Source organism: Neobacillus nitrireducens (assembly GCF_030915405.1).
Lineage (GTDB): Bacteria > Bacillota > Bacilli > Bacillales > Cytobacillaceae > Neobacillus.
Map to the genome: position 1 here is coordinate 3,945,816 of NZ_CP133262.1, position 17,109 is coordinate 3,962,924.

Sequence of the window (17,109 nt, forward strand, 5' to 3'; positions counted from 1 at the left end):
GTAACGATGGCGATGGAGAAATTGATTGTGAAAGGCGCCAGAGCCCACAATTTGAAAAATATAGATGTCACCATTCCGAGAGATAAGCTTGTTGTCTTGACGGGACTTTCCGGCTCTGGGAAGTCCTCGCTTGCCTTTGATACCATTTATGCAGAAGGGCAAAGACGTTATGTCGAATCCCTGTCTGCCTATGCTCGGCAATTCCTTGGTCAAATGGATAAACCAGATGTAGATGCCATTGAGGGGCTATCTCCGGCTATTTCCATAGATCAAAAAACAACAAGCCGTAACCCCCGTTCGACGGTTGGTACAGTGACAGAAATCTATGATTATTTACGATTATTATTTGCTAGGGTTGGACATCCAACCTGTCCGATTCATGGGATTGAAATCTCCTCCCAAACAATTGAGCAAATGGTCGATAGGATTTTAGAATATCCTGAGAGGACTAAAATGCAAATCCTCGCGCCAGTTGTATCAGGCCGTAAAGGAGCACATATAAAGGTGTTCGAGGATATCAAAAAACAAGGGTTTGTCCGTGTCCGTGTCGATGGAGAAATGCTCGACCTTGGCGATGATATCGAACTTGAAAAAAATAAAAAACATTCGATTGAGGTTATTATCGATAGGATTGTTGTCAAAGAAGGCGTGTCGGCGCGGATTGCCGATTCGCTCGAGACTGCGCTGAAAATGGGCGAAGGGAAGGTCATTGTTGACGTCATCGGCCAAGAAGAACTGTTGTTTAGTGAAAATCATGCGTGTCCGCATTGCGGTTTTTCAATCGGAGAACTAGAGCCGCGGATGTTTTCCTTCAACAGTCCTTTTGGCGCCTGCCCAGAATGTGATGGGCTTGGTTCTAAGATGGAAGTCGACGTCGACCTTGTCATTCCCAATCGTGATTTGACTTTAAAAGAGCATGCGATTGCCCCGTGGGAACCAACCAGTTCTCAATATTACCCGCAACTGCTTGAAGCCGTATGCAATCATTTTGGGGTGGATATGGATACCCCGGTGAAGGATATTCCTGAACACCTTTTGGAAAAAGTGCTCTATGGCGGCGGACATGAAAAGATTTATTTCCGCTATGAAAATGATTTTGGCCAAATTCGTGAAGGGAATATTGAATTTGAAGGCGTCCTTCGCAATGTCGAGCGCCGCTTTAAGGAGACAAGCTCCGAATACATCCGTGAGCAAATGGAAAAATACATGGCCCAGCAGCCCTGTCCAACCTGTAAAGGCTATCGTTTGAAAAAAGAGACTTTGGCCGTACTCATTAATGGACGCCATATTGCCCATATAACCGATCTTTCGATTGAAGAGGCAAATCAATTTTTTGCGGGATTAAAGCTGTCAGAAAAAGAAATGCAAATTTCCAAGCTGATTTTTCAAGAAATAAGTGAGCGCCTCGGATTCTTAATTAATGTCGGTCTTGATTATTTAACACTCAGCCGCACCGCTGGAACGCTTTCGGGCGGTGAAGCCCAGAGGATCCGCTTGGCTACACAAATCGGGTCGCGTTTAACCGGTGTTTTATATATCTTGGATGAACCTTCAATCGGCCTCCACCAGCGTGATAATGACCGCTTGATCGGGACATTGCAAAGTATGCGGGATATCGGCAACACTCTTATTGTTGTCGAACATGATGAGGATACCATGCTTGCAGCTGATTACTTAATTGATATCGGCCCAGGTGCTGGGGTGCACGGAGGAGAAATAGTTTCAGCCGGTACACCAGCTGAGGTAATGGCTGACCCGAAATCACTGACAGGTCAGTATTTATCGGGGAAGAAGTTTATTCCGCTTCCACTCGAGCGACGCAAGCCGGATGGCCGTTTTATTGAAATCAAAGGTGCTTCTGAAAATAATTTAAAAAATGTCAGTGTGAAGCTTCCGCTGGGTATGTTTATTGCCATTACAGGCGTGTCTGGATCGGGAAAAAGTACACTTATCAACGAAATTCTCCATAAGTCGCTTGCCCAAAAGCTGCACCGTGCAAAAACAAAGCCCGGGGAACATAAAAGCATCAAAGGCATTGAGTATTTAGAGAAAGTCATCGATATTGATCAGTCTCCCATCGGCCGAACACCACGCTCGAATCCGGCCACCTATACCGGTGTCTTTGATGATGTCCGTGATGTGTTTTCGAACACAAACGAAGCAAAGGTCCGTGGGTATAAAAAAGGCCGATTCAGCTTTAATGTGAAGGGCGGACGCTGTGAGGCATGCCGCGGTGATGGAATTATCAAAATCGAAATGCACTTTTTACCGGATGTATATGTTCCTTGTGAAATCTGCCATGGCAAGCGCTACAACCGTGAAACCCTGGAAGTGAAGTATAAAGGAAAAAATATTTCTGATATTCTTGATATGACCGTGGAAGCGGGAGTTGAATTTTTTGAAAATCATCCAAAAATCAGCCGCAAGCTGAAAACAATTTTGGATGTAGGACTTGGCTATATTAAACTTGGTCAGCCGGCGACCACATTATCTGGAGGGGAAGCTCAGCGTGTTAAGCTCGCTTCTGAGCTGCATCGCCGCTCGCAAGGGAAATCATTTTACATTCTTGACGAGCCAACGACTGGCCTTCATGTCGATGACATTTCCCGCTTGCTCGTTGTCCTGCAGCGCTTGGTTGAAAATGGAGACACCGTCTTGGTAATTGAGCATAACCTTGATGTAATCAAGGCTGCCGATTATATTGTCGATCTTGGACCAGAAGGCGGCGACAAGGGCGGTACGATTGTCGCCACTGGGACCCCAGAAAAAGTGGCCGAAGTCCCTGAATCTTATACAGGAAAATACTTAAAGCCTATCCTTGAGCGTGAACGCCAACGGATGAAACAAGAAATTGAAGATAAGAGTGCAATCAAAGCATAAATTAGAAAGAAGAGCCGAAATTCGTGGGTGAGCACCTGCAGAATTCGGCTCTTTTTTATTTGGAATTGAGAATCATATATTGGGGTTTGGCGGAATCATCGTAGGAATCGGCGGATAAAGTTCGAGAGTTGGCGGAATAAATAAAGAGTTCGGCGGAATCACGGATCAGTTTGGCGGAATAAATTGTCAACTTGGCGGAATCCTTCCCAACTCAACGGAATCCCATCCCACTCCACTCCTACCCACCCCCATCAAAACCAAAATGGCTGCCATATCCAAACAACAACCAAGACGACCATTCACTTTTTTATAAAAATACGAAACTTTCCATATTCAAACACGTAAATAAAGGATAAAGGAGTTGGGCGCAGAAATGGAAACGAGAAAAGTTCTATCAAGCTTGTGCTATTTTAGTATTTTTTTTGCTGGGTTTATTTTTCCCCTTATTGTTTACATCGCGACGGGGGATGCAGTGACAAAAAGACATGCCAAAAAGTCGCTGCTATCACATTTGATACCGCTAATTCCAACGCCACTACTTATATTTGCCCTCTACTATGATCTCACCAAAACGCCAGACAGCGTGCCTGCTTTTACGATTATATGTATTGTTGTCCTTATTCTCATCTGGATTGTTGTTATTATCTGGAACATTATCAAAGGCGTAAAGGTATTGGTTGCTGAATAAGCATTAAATGAGACAAAATTACAGATTATGGGGTGAAAAACGATGAAAGAAGAAAAAAAGCGAATCTTAAAAATGGTTGAAGAAGGAAAGCTGACTGTTGATGAGGCAGTTACGCTCTTAGAAGAACTAGAAAAGGCCCAGCAAACGATGGAGCAAAAGCAAGAGCAAATTGTGAAGGAACTCTCGACCGCCGTCAATTTTGAAGAAACGAAAAAGGAGGACCCTTTACAGGCGAAATATCAATCCACAAAAGAGAAGATTTTTGACTTTGTCGATTCTGCATTGAAAAAAATCAAAGACTTTGATTTTGATTTGAACTTTGGCCAATCCGTCGAAATTTCGCATATTTTTCATCATGGTGAGGTTGATTTGAAAAATATGGACATTGATGTGGCGAATGGTTCGATAAAGATTGCTGCATGGGACCAACCAGATGTACGAATTGAGTGCCAAGCGAAGGTATTTAGGGTCGAAAACTCAGACCAAGCGCGCCAGAACTTCTTAAGAGATGTTATTTTTTCTGTTGAAAATCAGAAGTTACGTTTTAAGACTCAGCAAAAATGGATGAAAGTTGAATCCGTTATTTATGTGCCGAAATCTCAGTATGAGCGCGTTCGCATCAGAATGTTTAATGGTCCTGTATCGGGAGAAGCGATGGATGTCTCTGACCTAAGGGTGAAAACTGCGAATGGAAAAATAAACCTTGATCGTATCAATGGAAACAGAATAGAGGTTGAAACAGCGAACGGAAAGATCAACATTATCAGCAGTCGATTGGATAATCTTGAAGCTGAGACTATTAACGGTGGAATCAACCTCGAAGGCGATTTTAAAAAGGTAGAAACCCAATCCTTTAATGGAAACATCAGCTATAAACTAACCGGAAATCGTACAGAATTAATTCAAGTAAAAGCGACCACTGGCGGGATCGACCTCTTTGTCCCTGAAGGGCTGCCAGTAAATGGGGAGCTTAAGACCAACCTGGGAGGATTTAATCTGCAGCTTGTCGGGGTGCAGGTTCTGGAGGAGAAAAGCGAAATGATTCAGAAATCGCTTCGCTTCCAATCCATCAATCATCCGGAAAAAATGGTGAAAATCTATGCTGACACAAAAACCGGTTCTATCGCGATTCATAAGTCAGAAGAAGTATAACTAGGGGAACTGAAAATGAGATGGCTGATTGGATGTTTGATTAATGCGGTTTTATTTATGGCACTGGCCGGTTATTTTCACGCGAGCTTTCAACTAACAGGATTTAGTGCCGCACTTCAGGCAAGTATTTTACTGTCAATATTAAATGTATTGGTGCGCCCGCTTCTGATTCTGTTTACCTTGCCGGTGACGGTTTTAACGTTAGGATTGTTCCTATTTGTTATCAACGCGATTACGCTTGAGCTGACGGATTATTTAATGGGGGACGCCTTTGAGATTTCCAGTTTTGGGATGGCCTTCTTTTTTGCAATCCTGATGTCGCTCGTAAACTTGATTATTCAAAAAACACTGCTACAGCCATCAAGGAAATCGAAGGATTAATGTTAGGGGTGTACACTAAACCGGTGTGCACTTTTTTTTGTGAAAATATCTGAATCTACCCATTCTAATTTTTTAGACAGGAAAGTATGGTTATTCCTCGAAAAATGCTAAAATAAGTGGAAATGGAATAAAATTTGCTTTGAAATTGATTACTGTCTAGCTTCAGGCGCCATCTGCTCGAGGTCATAAGCCAATCCGTCAAGAAGGTTAAAGAGCAACCTTCATGCCGGCTCGACTTATGCTTGTCGCCGATAGGCAGGCGCCTTATGCTTTTCTAGTTAAGGAGGAAGCTTCTTGCCGAAAGTACGTACGAAAGATATAGTCGAGAAATTTAATCTTGAATTGGTGAGCGGGGAAGAAGGAATTAACCGCCCGATTACAATGAGTGATATCTCCCGTCCAGGAATTGAAATGGCCGGTTATTTTGAATTTTATCCAGCGGAACGCATTCAATTGTTAGGTAAAACCGAACTTTCCTTTTTTGAAATGCTGCCTGAAAATGAACGAATTTCACGAATGGAACGTTTATGCACGGATATCACTCCGGCGATCATTGTCACCCGAGATATTGAGGTACCTGTAGAGCTAATTGAAGCGTCAGAGCGTGAATCCGTCCCTGTTCTTCGAGTGGGCATGAAAACCACCCGTTTTTCTAGTCGTTTAACTAATTACTTAGAAAGCAAGCTGGCACCAACCACGGCTGTGCATGGTGTCTTAGTAGATGTGTATGGAATTGGTGTGTTAATTACCGGAAAAAGCGGTGTAGGTAAAAGTGAAACCGCCTTAGAATTGGTTAAGCGCGGACACCGCCTCGTTGCTGACGATTGTGTGGAAATCCGTCAGGAAGATCAGGATACCTTAGTTGGAACTTCTCCGGATTTAATTGAGCATTTATTAGAAATCCGCGGGTTAGGGATTATCAATGTGATGACTCTGTTTGGAGCCGGTGCGGTACGCAGTAATAAACGCATCACGCTCGTTATGAATTTAGAAATTTGGGATTCTAAAAAGCAGTATGACCGTCTTGGTTTAGATGAAGAGACAATGAAGATTATTGACACGGATGTTCCAAAGATGACCATCCCTGTTCGTCCAGGCCGAAATCTGGCTGTTATTATTGAAGTTGCATCCATGAATTTCCGTCTGAAAAGAATGGGCGTGAATGCGGCGCAGCAATTTACGGAGCGCTTGTCAGATGTCATTGAAGACGGTGACCATGAAGATATTTAAGGGGAAGAGGAGATAGAGAGATGAACGAAACTATTCAACCGCTAAATCCGATTGCCTTTACACTAGGGCCGATTTCGGTGCATTGGTATGGAGTGATTATTGGATCAGGTCTGGCACTTGCCTTGTACCTTGCCATCCGGGAAGGGAACAAGCGGGGACTTGATAAAGACACATTTGCCGATTTGATGCTGTGGGCCATTCCAATTGCGATTATTTCGGCGCGCATTTATTATGTAATTTTTGAATGGGATTATTACGTCAAACATCCGGCAGACATCCCGCAAATATGGAATGGCGGCATCGCTATTCACGGTGCCCTAATTGGTTCCGTTTTGACCGCCTACGTATTTGCGAAAAAACGAGGCATATCCTTCTGGAAAATTGCCGATATTGCTGCACCAAGTATTATTCTCGGACAGGCGATTGGCCGGTGGGGAAATTTCATGAACCAGGAGGCCCATGGCGGGGAAGTGACAAGGTCTTTCCTTGAAAACTTGCATTTACCTCAATTTATTATTGATCAAATGTATATTAACGGAACCTATTATCATCCCACATTCCTTTATGAATCTCTCTGGGACTTTGCAGGCTTTTTCCTATTAATTTTCCTTCGCCGGGTCAATTTCCGGCGCGGTGAACTGTTCCTTACCTATGTGATTTGGTATTCTGTTGGCCGCTTTTTCATCGAAGGCTTACGGACAGATAGTTTAATGATTGGAAGTCTTCGAATGGCGCAAATGATTTCGATTGTATTGGTGATTGGTGCATTAGCTATCCTCATCTATCGTCGAACTAAGCAGAGGACGGAGCGACGTTATTTAGATCAAGAGAATCTTTAATCGTCTTTTTAAAAAGGAGGGTTTGGGGGAAATGCTTTTTAATTCATTAAAAAAGGGGTTACAGGTTGGCTTTAAGACCACATGGACCTTGGGGGAAATTATCTTTCCAGTGACCCTGATTGTGGCGGTTCTGCAGTATACACCTGTACTGCCATGGATCATTAAATTGATTTCCCCGCTTATGAAGCTGATTGGCTTGTCAGGGGATGCGGCCATTCCGCTTGTGCTCGGGAATTTTCTTAATCTCTATGCCGCAATTGGAGCGATATTAACGCTCGATTTTTCGGTTAAAGAAGTGTTTATTTTAGCAGTTATGCTTTCATTTTCCCATAATTTATTCATCGAATCGGGCGTTGCTATGAAAGCCGGTGTTAAGCTGTGGGTGGTTCTCGTCACAAGACCTGGACTTGCCTTGCTTTCTGCGGCAGTGATAAATCTAGTCTGGCATGGCGGCGGTGAGACCGCTCAATATGGATTTATTGAGCAAAGTGCCGAACCGGCTGCGGGCGTGAGTGGAATTCTCCTTGAGGCGATTCAAAAGGCAGGGCTGGGTATTATACAGCTTGCCATGATTGTCATTCCACTGATGATTGTGATTCAAATTTTAAAAGACTTACAATGGCTACATAAGTTTTCAAAAACAATGGCGCCCGTTACCAAAACGCTCGGCATGCAGGAAAACACTTCAACCACGATGGCGGCAGGACTCTTGTTCGGCTTAGCTTATGGTGCTGGTGTGATGATTCAGGCGGTTAAAGAAGATGGAGTCAGCAAAAAGGATATTACCCTGGCGTTTATTTTTCTAATGGCTTGCCATGCTGTCGTGGAGGATACATTAATCTTCTTACCACTCGGCATTCCGATCGTGCCATTGTTTCTCATCCGGATTGGGGTGGCCATTGTCTTAACCTTAATTGTCGGTACGATTTGGAAACGCTCGGGGCTTGTGAAAAGAAAGGAAGCAACCTATGAAAAACAAAATTACGACAATTCTCTTTGATTTAGATGGGACATTAATTGATACGAATGAGTTAATTATTACGACTTATCTGCACACTTTGGAAAAATACTACCCAAGCAAATACCAGCGTGAGGACGTCCTTCCGTTTCTCGGACCTACGCTGCATGAAGCGTTTGGCAGTATCAACCCTGACCTGGTAGAGGAAATGGTTTTAGAATACCGTGCCTTTAATATTGCCAACCATGATGAGTTGGTGACGGAATTTGCCGGTGTCTTTGAAACGATGCAGTCATTGAAGGATAAGGGGTTTAAACTTGGGATCGTCACGACTAAACGTCATGATGTGACGCTGAAGGGGTTGCGTCTGATGGACCTTGAACGATTTTTTGAAGTGGTAGTAACTTACGATCATGTCAGTAAAACCAAGCCCGATCCCGAACCAATCTTTAAAGCACTGGAACAGCTGGATTCAACACCAGAAGAGACAATGATGGTCGGGGATAATTACCATGATATTTTAGCAGGTAAAAATGCTGGGACGGTAACGGCTGGTTGTGCATGGTCGATTAAAGGCAGAGACTATATTGCCAAATATGAACCGGATTATATTCTAGAGAACATGGCTGACTTACTAACCATTCTCGGGGAGTGAATTGAGTGAGAAATACAACACGCTACCCAGTTGAAGGGGCAAATTCTTTATGGCACGTCTACAAGACTGTGCCTTTTTGGAAAGTGGTCAGAAATTTTGTCGTCATCCAGCTCGCACGCTATACCCCTTTTTTGGGGATGAAGAACTGGCTCTACCGCGTTTTTCTTGGGCTTAAGGTGGGTGAGCAGACTTCCTTCGCCTTGATGGTCATGCTGGATGTCATGTTTCCGGAGAAAATCAGTGTCGGACGTAATACAGTTATCGGATATAACACGACAATTCTTGCGCATGAGTATTTAATTAAAGAATACCGGTTGGGTCCGGTTGTGATTGGCAGCGAAGTAATGATTGGTGCCAATTCGACAATCCTGCCTGGGATCACGATTGGTGATGGCGCAATTGTCTCGGCCGGGACACTGGTACATAAGGATGTTCCTCCAGGTGCGTTTGTGGGAGGGAATCCGATGCGGGTCATTTACACGAAGAAAGAATTAGCCGAACGCTGGGCGGATGATGCAATTTATGGGAAGAAAGGTTAGTCTGGTCCATTTCGACCAGGCTTTTTTTATTTTCTCTTAAAATTGAGTACGAAAATAGTAAATAAGACACATTTTCGTTCTTGTCAAAGAACGATATAATAATATAGCGTACATACTTGGAGATTCAGTCTATATAGAAGGCAAGTTTTTAATAGTAGTAATCTATTAAAAATTTGCCGTTTTTTGTCTGGATCTTTATAAAAGGGGAGGATTACTTTTACATAATCTCGGGCGTGGGTTCTTAGTAGAAAGAATAATCCAAAGGGATAGGTGATAGGGACTATGAAGAAAAAGAAAATTAGTCAATTAAGCAAAATGGCTACTACAGCTTTGCTACTTAGTACGATTGTTTCACCAGCAATACCTTATAATGTAAAAGCTGTCTCAGAAAACACAGCTACTCTACGAATCTTAGAAACTACGGATCTGCATTCTAATGTTTTGCCGTATGATTATTTCAAAGATACAGCTGTAACAAATTACGGTTTAGCAAAAACAGCTACTCTAATCCAGCAAGCCAGATCTGAAGCTGATAACTCCATGCTTTTTGATGCGGGTGATACGATCCAAGGGAATCCGCTAGCAAGTTATGTTGCCAAAGTTAATAAACTTGGACCAAATGAGACTCATCCAATTTATAAAGCAATGAATTATTTAAAATATGATGCAGGAATTGTCGGGAACCATGAATTTAACTATGGTTTAGATTACTTAAAAGATGTTCAGGAAGAAGTACAATTCCCAATTGTAAACGCTAACATTTATAAAGACGATCATGATTCCAACCCGGATAATGATGTAAACTACTTTACACCGTACCAAATTATCAATAAAACCATTAAAGACAGTGCGGGTAATGAATCTACCATTAAAGTTGGGGTAATCGGCTTCGCTCCACCGCAAATTATGCAGTGGGATAAAGATAACCTAAATGGAAAAGTCATTACGAAGGATATTGTGAAACAAGCCAATAAATTCATTCCAGAAATGAAAGCAGCAGGGGCAGATGTAATTGTTGCGATTGCGCACTCTGGCTGTGATATCGCTGAGGCAGACAAAGAACTTGCAGAGAATGCTGTTTACGATCTAACCAAAGTAGCTGGCATTGATGCCATGCTTTTTGGACATGCTCACGTCAACTTCCCTGGTGATGCATCATTTACCGGCAAGACTGGAATCGATAACACCAAGGGTACCATCAATGGAGTACAAGCTGTTGAAGCAGGGTTCTGGGGTAATAACCTTGGCGTGCTTGATTTAGCCCTTGTTCAAGATACAAATGGCAAGTGGACAGTTGATAAAGCTAATTCTAAATCAGTGAACCGTCCAGTGACGGTTGATACCGCTTCAGACGCGACAATTGTAAGTGATGCACAAGCAATCCACGAACAAACACTTGCCTATGTACGTGGGAAAATCGGTACGACTGAAATTCCAATGCACAGCTACTTCACTCGCGTAATGGATGACGCTTCAACACAAATCGTCAATGCAGCACAAATGGATTATGTGAAAAAATGGATTAACACAAATGCACCAGAGTATAAGGATATTCCCGTTCTTTCAGCGGCAGCACCGTTTAAAGGCGGTCGCGGCGGCGTAACGGATTATACAAACATTGCTAAAGGTGACGTGACAATTAAGAGCGCTGCTGATCTGTACTTATTTGATAACACCTTAAAAGCTGTTGAAATAACAGGCGACCAAGTAAAAAGATGGATTGAAGAATCAGCGAAACAATTCAACACCATTGATCCAAATAAAGAGGGAAATCAAGATTTACTAGATTATGATTTCCGTCCATACAATTATGATGTTCTTGATGGTGTGAAATACGAAATTGATGTCACGAAGCCAAAAGGCGAGCGCGTTGTTAACTTAAAGATGATGGATGGAACACCTGTTGACCCAGCGCAAAAATTCATCGTAGCAACAAATAACTACCGTGCTGGCGGAAGCGGCGGTTTAGCAGAATTAAAGAGTGCGAAAGTAGTCGTTGATTCTCCATTTGAAAACCGTCAAATCTTAATGGATTATATTTCAGCTAAGGGGACAATTAACCCTGTCGCAGACAATAACTGGAAAATAGCTCCTGTTGGCGGCGTTGCCAAAGTAGTATTCCACTCTGCTCCAGAGGCGAAGGCATACCTTGGACAACAACCAGATGTCAAAGACCTTGGGGCATCCACAACGAAAGCTGGTTACAATTTATTTGAATTAGACCAAAATGTCCATGTTCAATTATTAGGAATTAATGATTTCCACGGACAATTAGACTATACAACTAACGTATCTGGTCGTGCTGTCGGCGGTATTGAATACTTAGCAGCGTACTTAAAGCAAAGAGAAGCAACCAACCCTGCCAATACTTTGATGTTACAAGCTGGAGACGTAGTAGGGGCAAGCCGTCCGGTATCTGCGCTATTACAAGATGAGCCAACGATTCGTTTCATGAATGAAATCGGAATGGACATTGGTACGATCGGTAACCATGAATTTGATGAAGGCGTAGTAGAAATGAAGCGTTTAATCAATGGAGGTTCCCATCCAAAAACAGTTGATAAGTATGGTGCATTTGAAGGTGCCGACTTCCAATATGTTGTTGCCAACGTTGAGGATGAGAAAACTGGCGAATTAATTTTACCTCCATATGCAATCAAAGAAGTGGACGGCGTTAAGATTGGCTTCATCGGTGTCGTTACAACGGAAACACCAAGTATCGTGACGGCAAGCGGTGTGGCTGGCGTTAAATTCACAGACGAAGTGGAAGCTGTTAATAAATATGCAGCTGAGTTAAAAGGAAAAGGTGTCGAAACTATCATCGTTCTTGCCCATGATCCGGGTACTTCTGCAACGAATGGAAGTAACCCAACCGGTAAAGTGGTTGAAATGGCCAAAGCGATTGATGATGAAGTCGACGTAATTTATGGTGCCCATGACCATAGGTATTTGAACTCAACAGTGTCTGGAAAATTGTTAGTGCAGTCCTATTCTTATGGTACAGCATTCTCTGATGTTGAATTGACTATTGACCCGGTCACGCAGGATATTGTCGAGAAACAAGCTGAAATCGCATCCACCTTCAGAGATGCTATTACTCCAGATGCCAAAATCAAAGCAGAACTTGAAAAATATCAAGCAGATATTGCCCCGATTACAGGTGAAGTAGTTGGTGAAGCAACTGCTCCAATTTCTCGAACTGCTAATGCAGACGGAGAAACGGCACTCGGTAACCTGATTGCCGATGGTATGAAGGCTGCAACGAAAACTGACTTTGCCTTTATGAACGTGGGCGGGATCCGTGATGAGATTAAAAAGGCAGGTCCAATTACTTGGGGCGACCTTTTCGCCATCCAGCCTTTCGGAAATGATATCGTGACAATGAACATTACCGGTGAACAAGTAAGAACGCTATTAAATCAGCAATTTGCAGCAGATAGAAACCGTATCATGCAAATTTCAGGTTTAAAGTATACCTGGACCAATAATTTGCCACTTGGGCAAAAGGTGCTCGATATTTACCTGCCGAATGGTTCAAAAATTGACCCAAATAAGGTGTATTCTGTTACGGTCAATAACTTCATGGCGGACGGCGGCGATGGATTTGTTGTCCTTAAACAAGGAACGAATCGTGTCACAAGGATGACGGATATCGATGCGTTTATTGATTACGTTAAATCCTTCACTGGTCCAGTTTCAGCCCAAATTGAAGGCCGAATTTTAATTGACAAGGTCGCACCTAATGCGCCAACTGTTAATGAAGTGACCGATCAATCGACACAAATCACTGGTAATACTGAAGATGGTGCAAAGGTTGAGGTAAAAGCCGATGGTCAAGTGATTGGTACGGCTAAAGCACAAGCTGATGGCTCGTTTACACTAACCATAGCTGCTTTAAAAGCGGGAACTGAAGTCGTGGTTACAGCAACAGACGCTGCTGGTAACACTAGTGCAGAAACAAAGGTAGTAGTAAAAGATGTAACGGCTCCAGACGCACCGGAAGTTGGACAAATCATTGCCCCGGCTAAGAGTGTTACTGGAAAAGCAGAGGCTGGTTCAACTGTGGAAGTCTTTGAAGGAAAATTATTGTTAGGCAAGGCAGTTGCTGATGAAAACGGAGTATTCACTATTTCATTTAAATCAGCACAAACCCATGGAACAGTCCTAACCTTTACCGCAACGGATGCAGCAGGGAATACTAGTAAGGCTAGCTCCGTTACTCTCGTTAAAAGCAATTCAAAGTTCTGGTAAAAGACTAGCTTTGTAACTCGGAGCACCCCTGAAACTTTTCAGGGGTGCTTCTTTTTATGGATGGAAAAAGTAAAATATTGCAAATTTTTTTAGTCTGGTTTTCGCAACTGGGCTTTTTTGTAGTAAACTTACTATTAAAATTGTCGTTTCGCGGAATTAATCAGAGTTTGGCGGAATAGTTTGTCAAGTTGGCGGAATCCTCCTCAAGTTCGGCGGAATCTTTACCGAGTTTGGCGGAATCCTACCCAAACCAGGCGGAATCCACTCCAAATTGTTTCAATTTTTTGATTGACGAAATGTTTCCCTAAGAGTAAACTAAAACTACTTTACTTCATTATCACATTAGCAGACTAAAGTAATTAGAAAATATTCAATATACTAATAAAGTATTCTAACGATAAAGGATGAGCAGGATGAGTCGCTTATTTATGTTTGAAAAACCCTTGGGCATGAGAGACACGCTGCCAGAGTTATATGAAAAGAAACATCGTGTTCGTACCTTAATGGAGGATACGATCAAACTTTGGGGCTGCCAATTTATTGAAACACCAACACTTGAATACTATGAAACCGTTGGAACCGCATCGGCCATTCAGGATGCCCAGCTGTTTAGATTGCTTGATAAAGAGGGCCATACACTGGTGTTGAGGCCCGACATGACCGCACCGATTGCCAGAGTGGCAGCTTCCAAACTACTGCAGGATGACATGCCGCTTCGGTTAGCTTATTCTGCTAACGTTTACCGGGCACAGCAGCGCGAAGGCGGCCGTCCGGCTGAATTCGAGCAAATTGGTGTCGAATGCTTGAATGACGAAACCGTTTCTTGTGATGGAGAGGTCATCTCCCTGCTTATTTCCTCTTTGAAAAAATCAGGATTATCAGAGTTCCAGGTATCGATCGGCCATATTGGCTTTGCTCAGGAATTATTTTTACAAATCCTTGGCACAGATGAACGAGCCAATTCGTTAAGAAGATTCCTTTATGAAAAAAATTATGTCGGTTACCGGGAGCATGTTAACTCACTATCGCTATCGTCGATTGATAAGCAAAGACTTCTGCAATTCCTTGACCTTAGGGGCGGAGTAGAAATCATCGGTACCGCACTCGACTTGATTGAAAATGAACAAGGCAAGCAAGCTATTTTACAATTAAAGGAATTATGGGATTGTCTCAATGATTATGGTGTACAGGATCAAGTAAAATTTGATTTAACCATCGTCAGCCATATGAGCTACTATTCTGGTATTTTATTTGAAGTATATGCAGGAAAAGTCGGCTTTCCAATCGGGAATGGCGGTCGCTACAGCTTAATTGAGAAATTTGGAAAAAATGCAAGTGCGACCGGGTTTGCGGTTCACCTGGATCGATTATTAGAGGCACTCGGCAGCTATGACATTGCAAACACTGTGACCTGTATCTTTTTCAGTCAGGAGCGACGAAAGGAAGCCTTTCAATTAGCTGAAGAAATGCATGAACAGGGTCATCGGACCGTACTTCAGGACATCAATGGTGTTAAGAATCTTGATGCCTATACAAAGAAATTTGCGGATACAACCTACTTACTCGGAGGGCGTGCCGATGAATAATGTGCTAACGATTGCGATGCCGAAGGGGCGGATTTTTGAAGAAGCAGCTGACCTGCTTAGAAAATCTGGTTATCAGCTTCCGCCTGAATTTGATGATTCACGAAAATTAATAATTGAGGTTGAAAATGAGGGGCTGCGGTTTATTTTAGCAAAACCGACAGATGTTCCAACATACGTCGAGCATGGGGTCGCCGATATTGGGATTGCCGGTAAGGATGTATTGCTTGAGGAAGAGCGCGATGTCTACGAACTTCTCGATTTACGAATCAGCGCTTGCTATCTAGCGGTTGCTGGACTTCCAGGAACAAAGATGAATGATGTAGCACCAAGAGTGGCCACTAAATATCCGAATGTAGCCGAGGCTTATTTCCGTGAGCAAGGGGAACAGGTTGAGATTATTAAACTAAATGGTTCGATTGAATTGGCACCAATTATCGGTTTATCCGATCGAATCGTCGATATTGTTTCGACCGGACGGACGATGAGAGAAAACGGCCTCGTCGAGTACGAGAGAATTGTTGATGTGACATCAAGGCTGATTGTCAATCCAGTCAGCTATCGAATCAAAGACAATCAAATCGACGATTTAGTGACACGACTTAGTAAAGTTGTTTCAGTGGAGGATTAACATGAAAATACTTAAAGTGAGTGAACTGATTTCGATAAAACGTTCGATTGAAACTGGGACTTCAGAACAGCTGGATGTTGTCAAAAAAATTATCGCGGAAATTCGCACGCGTGGTGACAAAGCGTTAAGAGAATTCACGGAAAAATTCGACCGAGTCAGCTTATCTACTTTTTCCGTCACAGAAGAAGAAATTGAGACTGCCTACCAGCAAGTGGATGAACGCTTTATTTCGATCGTCCAGGAAGCGGCCGAAAATATTCAAAACTTTCATGAAAAGCAGCTTCGGCCATCCTGGATGACCACGGAAGAAAATGGAACCGTTCTGGGTCAAAAAATAACACCGCTTGATTCGGTTGGAGTGTATGTGCCAGGAGGAACAGCTGCCTACCCATCATCCGTCCTCATGAACGTTATTCCGGCAAAAGTGGCTGGAGTGAAACGGATTGTGATGGTCTCACCTCCGGACGACCAAGGTCTTTTGCCAGCAGCGGTCCTTGTCGCAGCGAAAGAAGCAGGTGTTGAAGAAATCTATAAAGTTGGCGGGGCACAGGCGATTGCCGCCCTAGCCTATGGAACTGAAACGATTCAATCGGTTGATAAAATTACCGGTCCGGGAAATATCTTTGTGGCACTCGCAAAACGAGAAGTTTTCGGGGATGTTGATATTGATATGATCGCCGGTCCGAGTGAGATTGCCATTTTGGCAGATGACACGGCGAAGGCAGACGAGTTAGCGGCAGACTTGCTTTCACAAGCAGAGCACGACCCGCGCGCATGCAGTGTTCTCGTGACTCCATCGATTACGCTGGCCGAAGCAGTGGCTGAGGAAGTGGAAATGCAACTATCAACGTTGCCGCGAAAAGATATCGCCGCACGTTCCATTTCCGATTACGGTGCCATTTACGTCACCGCTGATATCGACGAAGCAGTCGAAACGGTTAATCAATTGGCACCTGAACATCTAGAAATTATCACCGAGAACGCCATCGAGCTGCTCGGGAAAATTCGCCACGCTGGGGCCATCTTTATTGGCCGGTACAGCTCTGAACCCGTGGGAGACTATTTTGCAGGTCCCAATCATGTGCTGCCAACAAACGGTACAGCACGATTTTCAAGTCCGCTTAATGTCGATGATTTTCAAAAGAAATCAAGCGTAATTATCTACAGTGAGAAGGCTTTAACTGAGAATGGCGCAAAAATTGCTGAATTTGCCCGGATGGAAGGGTTAGAGGCCCATGCCAGGGCAGTGGAAATTCGTTTGAAAAATGACGGAAAGTTATAGTTTTTATCATCTTTCTGACAGAATACCCCTTCCTCAAGGA

General features: G+C 43.2%; 13 protein-coding genes. All 13 read left to right on the forward strand.

What is annotated here, in order from left to right:
- The first annotated feature begins 6 nt into the window (after positions 1 to 6).
- The 13 genes from uvrA (at position 7) to hisD (ending at position 17,069) form a co-directional block, all read left to right on the forward strand.
- Complete coding sequence (gene uvrA, locus RCG22_RS19025; protein ID WP_308104237.1) at positions 7 to 2,880, forward strand: excinuclease ABC subunit UvrA; 2,874 nt, start codon at positions 7 to 9, stop codon at positions 2,878 to 2,880.
- A gap of 373 nt (positions 2,881 to 3,253) precedes the next feature.
- Positions 3,254 to 3,568 carry a magnetosome magnetite crystal formation protein family gene (locus RCG22_RS19030; protein WP_308104238.1) on the forward strand — a complete coding sequence of 105 codons (315 nt, stop codon included), beginning with the start codon at positions 3,254 to 3,256 and terminating at the stop codon, positions 3,566 to 3,568.
- A gap of 42 nt (positions 3,569 to 3,610) precedes the next feature.
- Positions 3,611 to 4,720, forward strand: coding sequence for a DUF4097 family beta strand repeat-containing protein (locus RCG22_RS19035; RefSeq protein ID WP_308104239.1), 1,110 nt, complete (start codon positions 3,611 to 3,613; stop codon positions 4,718 to 4,720).
- A gap of 15 nt (positions 4,721 to 4,735) precedes the next feature.
- Positions 4,736 to 5,101: a phage holin family protein gene (locus RCG22_RS19040; RefSeq protein ID WP_308104240.1), complete on the forward strand. Its 366-nt coding sequence runs from the start codon at positions 4,736 to 4,738 to the stop codon at positions 5,099 to 5,101.
- 294 nt (positions 5,102 to 5,395) lie between these two features.
- Positions 5,396 to 6,331, forward strand: a complete 936-nt coding sequence (hprK, locus tag RCG22_RS19045; protein ID WP_098260052.1) for an HPr(Ser) kinase/phosphatase — start codon at positions 5,396 to 5,398, stop codon at positions 6,329 to 6,331.
- A 20-nt stretch (positions 6,332 to 6,351) separates the two neighbouring features.
- Positions 6,352 to 7,170: a prolipoprotein diacylglyceryl transferase gene (lgt, locus tag RCG22_RS19050; protein ID WP_308104241.1), complete on the forward strand. Its 819-nt coding sequence runs from the start codon at positions 6,352 to 6,354 to the stop codon at positions 7,168 to 7,170.
- A 31-nt stretch (positions 7,171 to 7,201) separates the two neighbouring features.
- A complete protein-coding gene (locus tag RCG22_RS19055) occupies positions 7,202 to 8,170 on the forward strand; it encodes a nucleoside recognition domain-containing protein (protein ID WP_308104242.1) in 969 nt (322 codons plus the stop codon).
- On the forward strand, positions 8,139 to 8,783 hold the full coding sequence (gene ppaX / locus RCG22_RS19060; RefSeq protein WP_308104244.1) for a pyrophosphatase PpaX: 645 nt from the start codon (positions 8,139 to 8,141) through the stop codon (positions 8,781 to 8,783). The genes RCG22_RS19055 and ppaX overlap by 32 nt, the downstream gene beginning before the upstream one ends.
- 5 nt (positions 8,784 to 8,788) lie before the next feature.
- Positions 8,789 to 9,322, forward strand: coding sequence for an acyltransferase (locus tag RCG22_RS19065; RefSeq protein WP_308104245.1), 534 nt, complete (start codon positions 8,789 to 8,791; stop codon positions 9,320 to 9,322).
- 282 nt (positions 9,323 to 9,604) lie between these two features.
- Positions 9,605 to 13,573, forward strand: coding sequence for a bifunctional 2',3'-cyclic-nucleotide 2'-phosphodiesterase/3'-nucleotidase (locus RCG22_RS19070; protein ID WP_308104246.1), 3,969 nt, complete (start codon positions 9,605 to 9,607; stop codon positions 13,571 to 13,573).
- 413 nt (positions 13,574 to 13,986) lie between these two features.
- Positions 13,987 to 15,159 carry an ATP phosphoribosyltransferase regulatory subunit gene (locus RCG22_RS19075; RefSeq protein WP_308104247.1) on the forward strand — a complete coding sequence of 391 codons (1,173 nt, stop codon included), beginning with the start codon at positions 13,987 to 13,989 and terminating at the stop codon, positions 15,157 to 15,159.
- Entirely contained in the window at positions 15,152 to 15,787 is a 636-nt protein-coding gene (gene hisG / locus RCG22_RS19080) for an ATP phosphoribosyltransferase (RefSeq protein WP_308104248.1), read from the forward strand. The genes RCG22_RS19075 and hisG overlap by 8 nt, the downstream gene beginning before the upstream one ends.
- Before the next feature lies 1 nt (position 15,788).
- Positions 15,789 to 17,069: a histidinol dehydrogenase gene (gene hisD / locus RCG22_RS19085; protein WP_308104249.1), complete on the forward strand. Its 1,281-nt coding sequence runs from the start codon at positions 15,789 to 15,791 to the stop codon at positions 17,067 to 17,069.
- The last annotated feature ends 40 nt before the right edge of the window (positions 17,070 to 17,109 follow it).